The sequence below is a fragment of the Dyella sp. genome, assembly GCF_036384435.1.
Classification (GTDB): domain Bacteria; phylum Pseudomonadota; class Gammaproteobacteria; order Xanthomonadales; family Rhodanobacteraceae; genus GSA-30.
Genome location: NZ_DASVMI010000197.1, coordinates 49,885 through 58,817, shown reverse-complemented (window position 1 = coordinate 58,817; position 8,933 = coordinate 49,885). Strand labels below are relative to the sequence as shown.

Here is an 8,933-nt window from a genome sequence, read left to right as displayed (position 1 = left end):
GGTCGAATGAGTCGACCGGAGGGGAAGCCGTCACTTCGAAATCCTCGATGCGATGCTTGGCCGGGGCCGGATTGCCGCGGCCGGACCCAACTGATGGTACCAGTGCGATACCAGATGAGCTAGGGGGGAGCCTCCTGTCATGCTGGCAGACCTCCAGACGGGTAAAGCCGCTCGCCAAGCTCGCCGTAAACAGTAAATGTAAAAAGGAACCGTAAGACGGCGACCCACACCGGCGTTCGCTGTTTACGCTCTCTATCACAGCAAGCGTGGCGAACGAATTTCCACGCTGCATAGCGGCCGGCTTCACGCATTCTCCTTGCTGGTATCAACCAGCAAGCGCCTGAAAACGCGCCTGTTGCCCTAGTGGTATGGTCATTGGTATCGTTTGCGCCATGGAAACTGCTTTGGCCACCGAATACCGCCGACTTTGCGAAGACCCGGCAACCCACCAGCCGCTGGCTTATCTGCGGCTACGGCGGGCTATCCGCAACGTCGTTGAACACCGCGATATCGAGCCTGGGCAGGCGCTGCCGAGCGAGCGCGACCTGTCGCGAGTGCTCAGCCTGTCGCGTGTGACAGTGCGCAAGGCGATCGCCGGCTTGGTGGAGGAAGGTCTGCTGACGCAACGTCACGGCGCAGGTACGTTCGTCGCCGAACGCATCGTCAAGCCGATGTCCAAGCTGACCAGCTTCACCGAAGATCTGCGTGCTCGTGGCCTGCATCCACGCTCGGAGTTTTCCGAGCGCAGCATCGGTGAGGTCACGCCTGAAGAATCCATGGCCATGAACTTGTCGCCCGGCGTGCTGGTGGTGCGACTCCACCGCGTGCGCTATGCCGTGGATGAACCCCTGGCGATCGAACGAAGCGTTGTGCCCGCGAGCATGCTGCCCGATCCGATGATCGTGCAGGATTCGCTTTACGAGGCACTCGAACGCACCGGAAGTCGTCCTCGCCGGGCCTTGCAGCGATTGCGCGCGGTATCCTTGGGCGCGCAGCAGGCTCGCCTGCTGCACGTGGCCACCGGCAGTGCCGGATTGAATATCGAACGACGCAGTTTTCTCGATGACGGCCGCGTGGTGGAATTCACCACCTCGTGGTACCGCGGTGACATCTACGATTTCGTCGCGGAGCTGCAAACCGACTGAGCGCCGTACCTCAATGGAGCTGGCCTTTTGCGCCATCCTCCGGGATGACATAGGCCTCGATCGGGTATTTGACCAGATCCGCGTCGCACTCGATCTGCAGTTTACGCAACGCACTGGCCTTTTGCGCACTGATGGTCTGCTTGCTCCGCTGCATGACCATGGCGATCTCGTTAATCGTCAAGCCTGACGTATACAGGCGAATGACCTCCGATTCCCGCTCGGTCAACATACGCCTGGGACGCTTTGGCTCACGGTAAGCGTCTTTATCGAGCAGGACGGCCTCAATCGTCGGCGAAAAATAATGTTCGCCGGCGTGTGCCGCATAGAGCCCGGCGTACAAGTGAAGACTTGAATCGGATTTGCTGACCACGCAGCGGATACCCTGCGAAATCACCGTTTGTATATCTTCTTTACGACGCGACATCGTCAAGGCAACCACGCCCACACCGGGGAAATGACGTTTGATGTGAGCCAGGAGCTCGACGCCGTCGTCACCGTATTTTCCGGCAGGCATCCTGTAATCGACGATGGCGACGTCGGGCTTGCGACGGCGCAAGAGTTTCAATAATTGATCACCATTGCTCGCTTCGCCGGCAAATACGACGGAATGCATTTTCTGCAAGGCGTGCCTGGCACCAAGCAACAGTGCCGGATGATCATCAGCAATAACCACTCGCATGCGCTTTCTCCCTGGTTTTTCGGTTCGTCCGTGGAGCACTAGATATGGTTGGCGCGCGGTATATATTTACCGCGCTTCGCCGCCTCATGATGCAGTCATGGCAAAAGGCCAATCGCAGCAACATGATCAACAATGCTAATACGTTTGAGCTCAGATCGCATCACGCCAGAAAGTGTTAATCGCGATTATGTCGAATGAGTCATACTCACTATTCTCGTGATTGATTAATTTAGGCCAAAAGGCTTGAGTTATCCGCCACAGTTTGACGGCGATGCACGGCACTGCGCCGGTATTCGGTTGCGTGTCGGCAAAAAAAAGCCGCCGGGCATGCCGGCGGCGAAGTTGGGGAGTCACGCCGGGTTTTCCACCCGGCGCTTGTGTGCACAGTTACAACGAGAAATCGTACTTCACGCCCAGGCGGATCGAGCGCGGCGCCTGGAAGCTGATCGGACGGTTGTAGACAGGGTCCTTCACACCCGGATCGGTTTCGCCCAGATCCTGGCGTGACAGCACTTCCTGCCGGTTGAACACGTTGAACACATCGGCGGTGAAGGCCAGCTTGTGGTCGGCGAACGCCGGGGTCCACTGGGCACTCAGGTCCAGGTTCCAGGCCCAGGGCGTGCGGCCGGCCGCACCCCGAGATTCGAAGTGACCATCGCAGTAGAAGTAAGCTTCGCCGTACTGGATCGGGTCTTCCGGATACACGCCGATGCAGTTCTTCGGACGACCGGAGTACACCGCTACATTGGCGCCAATCAACCATTCCTGGTTCATCTGGTACCAGCCGTAGGCCTTCAACTGATGGCGACGGTCGTTGGGCAACGGACCGTTTGCGCCCATCATCAATTCCGGCGCGTCCCAGTCCTGTGTCACCGATGGGTCGGCCTGGCCGATGTCGGACTTCAGCAGACCTTCGGAGTTGCCGAAGCTGTGCGATAGCGTGTAGTCCACGCGACCGTACCATTTATCGGAGAACTGGTGCTCCAGGTAAAGGTCCAGGGCCAGGTATTTGCGCTTCAGGTCGGGGAAACCCAGGTCCTTCTTGCTGAGCTTGAACTCGCGGAAGTCACCGTTGCCGGTGACATCGACCAGGAAGTTGTTGCCCTTGCCCGGATTGAACAGGTAACAGCCGTTAAGCACGGCATTGGTCATGTCGATATTGTTGCGGGCCGCATACGCTTCGAACGGACGGCTGTCGCACATGTCGTCGATGATGTTCTTCAGGTTGCGATAGATCGCTTTCGCACCGAAGGTCCACGTGGGGGCCAGTTGCTTGTCGAAGCCCAGGATGTACTCGTCCTGGTAATACGCACCCAGTCCCTTGGCGGCGACGGTACGCGGATCAGGCGTAGTGTTGTTGGCATTGTTCAGGTATACGGTCGGGCCGTACGGCGTAAAGCCGATCGGTGCGCCGGTGGTCGGATCGACGCCGGTGAACGTGCCGTACTGGCTGCTATACAACGAAGCCGAAGCGCCACGAATGGCCACGTTGGCCGGCACCGCCAGGTGATAACGGCCGGCGTTGGCATACACCTTGAAGGTGGAATCGCCAAACACGTCCCAGGTCAGGCCCAGGCGCGGCGCGAGCTGGTGACGCTGCTTGGCATACACGTCGCCGCCACCGTTGTAGTTGCTGAATTGCTCATTACGCAAGCCAATGTAGGCCAGCCAGCGATCGTTTACCTGCCAGTGATCTTCGACGAACTGCGCTTCCTGTTTTACGCGCACGTTTGCCGCCGCCTGGAACACGCGGGCATCGACATAGTTGAGCGTACCGGTCGGGAACTGGATACCGCGGCTGGTGATGACGCCATTGGCCGGCGCCTGGGCATAGGTATAGCGCTGGTTATCTTCGTAGAACGTGCCGTTGTACGACTCAAGCGTCTGGTTATCCACACCCACGCGCAGGTCGTGGCTGCCCAGACGATATTCCACGTCCAGGCGCCAGCCGTGTGTCTTGTCTTCGGCACCCGGGGCTATCACCGAACCGCCCGCCAGGAAGCAGTGCGGCGCGTTGACGATGGTGCCGTTGGGCTGCTTGATGGTGCCGGTGATATACGGGCATGCGCCGCCACCGACGCCGACAGGGCTCTGCACGTGCTCGGTGGTGCTACGGCCATACAGGGCCGAGACGGTCAGGTCATCGGTAATGTAGCCGGTGTACTTGCCGATATAGTACGTGCCGCCCGGGGAGGCGTTGGCACCCGTGCGATCGAGGTTCTTATAGTCGACCGTGCCCAGGCGCGTGCCCGCGCTGCGGGTGTTGTAGTTGTAGTTGTAGATCTGGTCGGTTTCGTTGGTCTTGTCGCTGAAACCGGTCATTTCCAGGATATGGCTGTCGGTGATGTTCCAGTCCACCTTGGCCAACCAGCGAGTGGTCTTGGTGTCGGTGAAGGCGACATTGGAGATGCCCGATGCGCTCGGGCCACCGGCCACGATCTTGCCTTCGGACTTCTGGAAGTCACCAGTGGCATACAGGAACAGCTTGTCCTTGATCAGCGGACCGCCGATGGCGGCACTGTACTCGGTCAGCCAGTTCTTGTTTTCGTTGCGGTACTGGTAGAGCGTGTTGTTGGACGGCTGAATGATGTTGCGCGGATCCGAACGCAGGAACTCCGGCGTCCAGAACACGGCAAGGCTGCCCTTCCACTCGTTGGTGCCGCGCTTGGTGATGATGTTCACCACGCCACCGGTCGAGCGGCCATATTCGGCACCGTAGCCGCCGGTCAGCACCTGCTGCTGGTCGATCGCGTCGAACGGCAGCTGGGCCAGACCCAGGCCGGTCAGCGAGTTGGTGACCGAGTAACCGTTGATGTAGAACTGGTTTTCGGCGGCCGATGCGCCACCGAACGAAGCGGCATTGCCATAGCGCGAATCGGCGGAAACGGTGCCCGGCGCGAGCAGCGCGGCAGCGGTCACATTACGTGCCACCGGCACCTTGGAAAGCTGCTCGGAGGTCAGCACCGTGCGCGAGTCTACCGACGAGACGTCGATGGCTGGCAGCGCGTTGGCCACCACCTGGATGCCTTCGAGGTTCTTGGCGTTGGTCGAGGCGGTTGCCTCGCCGAAGCTCACGTCCGTACCGGTACCCACTTGCACGGCCACGTCGTTACGCGTGTCGACGGTGGCGCCGTCTTTGATCAGGCTGACCTTGTAGCGGCCGACCGGCAGGGAGGACGCGCGATAACGTCCGCTGGAATCGACCGTCACGTCACGGACAAGGCCGGTATCGACGCTTTCCAGGTGAATGGTGGCCCCGATGGCCGATTCGGCACGACCGAACACCACGCCCGATGCGTTGGACTGCGCATGTACGACACCGGCGAAACTCATCGTCAACGCAGCCGCCAACGCGGTCCGACGCCACAGCGCCTGACCGTAAATACGGTTCTTGCTCATGTAAGTTACTCTCCCCAAACGGTTCATATGGGGCACAGACGTGCCCAAATGCGGATCGCGGGACTTCGAGTCGTTCCCGCCTGCGTGGCCCACATCGCTGTGGAAGACATCCCCATGCCTAGCATCCAACGCAAGATTTAACGATACGCAGGCTGACCATAGGTGTAAAAACTTGCGCTCGTCAACAAAATTTTTATGAACGAGATCAGGGTATGCTTCGCACCATCGCAGGGCGGGTCATTTTGTTGTTGTAAATTAGTAATTTACGTGGATTTTTGCGGCCGTGACGGTACTTGAATCAATAAGCCAATAGCTGCCACGCGCTGTTTTTGGGGTCTCCGCACAGCGGGTGTTTCGGCAGGTAAATGCGATCCTGCGCATGCGATAGCGACCGAATCGCAAGGTTTTCCCATGATTATTTGCGCCGCCTCGTGCCGGGTCCGCGCGTCTGTGATCACGCACCGACCCGGCGTAGAACTGGCTGACGATTAGAGGCTGAAGTCGTAGCGCATGCCGAGCTGGACATATCGCGGTGACTGGAAGGCCACTGGACGCTGGTAGTTGATGCTACGCACGGGTTGTCCGGTCACCGGGTCCAGCGAACTCTCGCCGACTTCTATGATGGCGAGCGTCTGCTTCTTCGAGAACACGTTGAATACGTTCGCGGTAAATGCGAGTGGCTGATGGCTGCCGGCCCAGGTGGGACGGTATTCGGCGTTCAGATCCAATGACCATGTCCACGGCAGCCGGCCTCGCGATCCACGCGGGCTGGGTTGGAAGTTGCACTCGAAATAGGATGCCCCGTAGCGAATCGCATCGACACGATCAAAGCCGATGCAGTTCTTGGGACGACCCGAGGCGACCGCCAGGTTCGCGCCGAACAGCCATTGCGGACTCACCTGGAAGTAACCGTAGGCCTTGAGCTGATGGGTACGGTCGTTGGGCAACGGACCGTTGGTGTACTGCATGATTTCCGGGGCGTCCCAATCCTGGGTCACCGATGGGTCGAGCTGACCGATGTCGGATTTGAGCTGACCTTCTGAATTGCCGTAGCTGCGAGAGAAGGTGTAGTCCACCCGGCCAAACCAGCGCTCATCGAACTGGTGTTGCAGGTAAAGCTCCAGCGAGTAGTACTTGCGCTTGAGCTCCGGGAAACCCACGCCGGCCGGCGTGGTGAAGTCTTCCTTGCTCAGTCGGAAGGGCACGAAATGGCCCGCCCCATCCACATCGACCATGAATGTATTGGACTGCCCCGGATTGAAAAGGTAGCAGCCGGGGATATCGGCGTTGCTGATGTCGATACCGTTGCGGCGCGCATAGTTCTCGAAGGGGCGACTGTCGCAGAAGTCATCAATGGAGCTCTTGAGCTTGCGCAGTGTTGCCTTGGCCCCGAACACCCAGTCGTTGGCCAGCGTCTTGTCGAAACCCAGGATGTATTCATCCTGGTAATAGGCTTTCAGGTTCTGGGCCGCGATGGTACGTGGATCGGGCGTATTCTGGTCGGCACCGTTGAGGTAGATCTTCGAACCTATCGGTTGCAGGTTCAACGGCGCGCCGTTCGCATCCACGCCGCCATAGGTGAAATACTCGCTGGAATACAGGTATCCGGAGGCGCCACGCACGGCAACATTGGCGGGAATGGCCAGGTGATAACGGCCCGCGTTGGCATAGACCTTGAAGCTGGAGTCGCCGAACACGTCCCAGGTGACGCCCAGCCGGGGCGCGAGTTGGTGGCGCTGCTTGACATAAACCTGGCCGGCGCCGTTCAAGTTCTTGAATTGCTCGTTGCGCAAGCCGAGGTAGGCCATCCAGCGGTCGTTGATCTGCCAATGGTCCTCGATGAACTGCGCTTCCTGCACCACGCTGACAGTTGCGCCGGACTGGAAGATGCGCTGTTCGACCACATATGGCACACCGGGCGGCGGCACGATATCCGGACGGCCAGTGACCGGACCGGCATTGCGATACACCCATTGCGAACCACCTTCATACACGTTGCCGGCGGTCGAGCGAAGGGTCTGGTTGTCCAGACCTGCACGCAGGTCGTGATCACCCACGCGGTATTCGGCGTCCAGGCGCCAGCCATGGGTGCGGTCCTGCGCGCCCGGAGCCAGCACCGAGCCATTGACCAGGCCGCAACCGATGATGGGCGCACCGGCACCTTGCCGGTTATCCAATACGAGCGGGCAATTGGCGCTGGCGGCGTAATCCAGGCGCCGCACGTGTTCGGTCTTGCTGGCACCGTACAGGGCATTGATGGTCAAGCTGTCGGTGATATAGCCAGTGTACTTGCCGATGTAGACGTCGCCCCCAGGACGTGAGCCCGGACCGGCATCGAAGTTGCGCGTGTAGTCCGACCCCAGGTACTGGCCGGCCGCGAAGCGATCATAGTCATAGCGATATATCTGGCTGGTACTGGTGGTCTTGTCGGAAAGACCTGTCAACTCCAGCAAGTGGTTGTCGCTGATGTTCCAATCGACCTTGGCAAGCCAGCGTTGGGTGCGCGTGCTGTCTTCCTGCTTCTGCGGCGCAAGCACGGATGTCACGGAGGTACCGGAGCTACGGGTGAAGTCACCTGCGGCGTAAAGAAACAGCTTGTCCTTGATCAGCGGCCCGCTCAAGTAGCCGGTGTACTGCATCGACGAGCTCTTGTTTTCGCCGCGGTACTGATAAAGCGAACCATCCGTGCGATAGATGCTGCGCGGATCGTCACGCAGATAGCGCGGAATGGTGTAAAGGCCGACGCCGCCTTTCCATTGATTGCTGCCGCGCTTGGTCACGACATTGATCACGCCACCGGTGGAACGTCCGTATTCGGCGCCATAGCCACCGGTATAGATCTGCTGCTGGTCGATGGCATCGAAGGGCAGGCTGATAAACCCCAGGCCTGTCAGCGCGTTGGTGACCGCATAGCCGTTGATGTAGTACTGGTTTTCAGAGGCTGATGAGCCGCCGAATGATGCCACGTTGCCATAACGCGAATCGCCAGCGACCACGCCGGGGGCCAGCAGGGCCGCGGCGGTGACATCACGCGCCAGCGGCAACTTGTGCAACTGCGCCGAGTCCAGAACCGTGCGCGAGTCGACGCTGGATACATCGATGGATGGCAGGGTGTTGCCGGTCACCTGGATACCGGCCAGGTCCTTGGCATCGGCCGGGCCGTTCGCAAAGGAGACGTCCACACCCGAGCCCAGCGATACCTGCACATTGTCGCGCACCTCCATCACCTGATCACCGCGATGCAGACTCACTTTGTAGCGTCCCACCGGCAATGACGGCACACGATAGCGGCCTTCCGCATCCGGGCTGACTTCGCGGCTCAATCCGGTGTCGGTACTTTGAATATGGATGGTGTTCCCCTGCTCGGCGCTGACACGACCGAAAATCACGCCCGAGGCATTGGATTGCGCCGTGGCGACGCCCGCTGCGCCGAGTGCGGCGCCGATCGCCATGGCCAGACATGCCAAGCGCCGTGACGGCACCCGTTCGTGATTTATCCCTATTTGCATCCTGTCACTCCCTAGAGGTTTGCTGTCTTGCGAGGTAGGGCGGATGGCCAACCAGCCGCCCGAGAACTGCGCCAGGAACCGATTCGCAAGTTCTTGCGCACGCAAACCATAGGAGCCGAACCCGCGAAGGTCAACAAAAGTGCTTGTTTTTTATAGTATTTCAGACTTGTCCTATAAGAAAAAAAGCTCAAGCTTTCCTTT

Annotated in this window: 4 protein-coding genes; 1 reads left to right on the top strand and 3 read right to left on the bottom strand. The window is 59.6% G+C overall.

Annotation, left to right across the window (positions count from 1 at the left end; genetic code table 11):
- The first annotated feature begins 392 nt into the window (after positions 1-392).
- Positions 393-1,145 carry a GntR family transcriptional regulator gene (locus tag VF436_RS21250; RefSeq protein WP_330906057.1) on the top strand — a complete coding sequence of 251 codons (753 nt, stop codon included), beginning with the start codon at positions 393-395 and terminating at the stop codon, positions 1,143-1,145.
- A 10-nt stretch (positions 1,146-1,155) separates the two neighbouring features.
- On the opposite strand, the gene VF436_RS21245 is transcribed toward VF436_RS21250, so the two are convergent.
- The 3 genes from VF436_RS21245 to VF436_RS21235 form a co-directional block, all read right to left on the bottom strand.
- Positions 1,156-1,824, bottom strand: a complete 669-nt coding sequence (locus VF436_RS21245) for a response regulator transcription factor (RefSeq protein ID WP_330906056.1) — start codon at positions 1,822-1,824, stop codon at positions 1,156-1,158.
- Between the two features lie 387 nt (positions 1,825-2,211).
- On the bottom strand, positions 2,212-5,223 hold the full coding sequence (locus VF436_RS21240) for a TonB-dependent receptor (protein WP_330906055.1): 3,012 nt from the start codon (positions 5,221-5,223) through the stop codon (positions 2,212-2,214).
- Positions 5,224-5,711: 488 nt separating this feature from the next.
- The gene (locus VF436_RS21235) at positions 5,712-8,732 is read right to left on the bottom strand and encodes a TonB-dependent receptor (RefSeq protein WP_330906054.1); all 3,021 of its coding nucleotides are present in this window, start codon (positions 8,730-8,732) and stop codon (positions 5,712-5,714) included.
- Positions 8,733-8,933 lie beyond the last annotated feature (201 nt).

What these genes read in the sequence shown, in the direction of transcription:
- VF436_RS21250 (WP_330906057.1), top strand. Translation starts at nt 393, where the DNA reads ATGGAAACTGCTTTGGCCACCGAATACCGCCGACTTTGCGAAGACCCG.
- VF436_RS21245 (WP_330906056.1), bottom strand. Translation starts at nt 1,824, where the DNA reads ATGCGAGTGGTTATTGCTGATGATCATCCGGCACTGTTGCTTGGTGCC.
- VF436_RS21240 (WP_330906055.1), bottom strand. Translation starts at nt 5,223, where the DNA reads ATGAGCAAGAACCGTATTTACGGTCAGGCGCTGTGGCGTCGGACCGCG.
- VF436_RS21235 (WP_330906054.1), bottom strand. Translation starts at nt 8,732, where the DNA reads ATGCAAATAGGGATAAATCACGAACGGGTGCCGTCACGGCGCTTGGCA.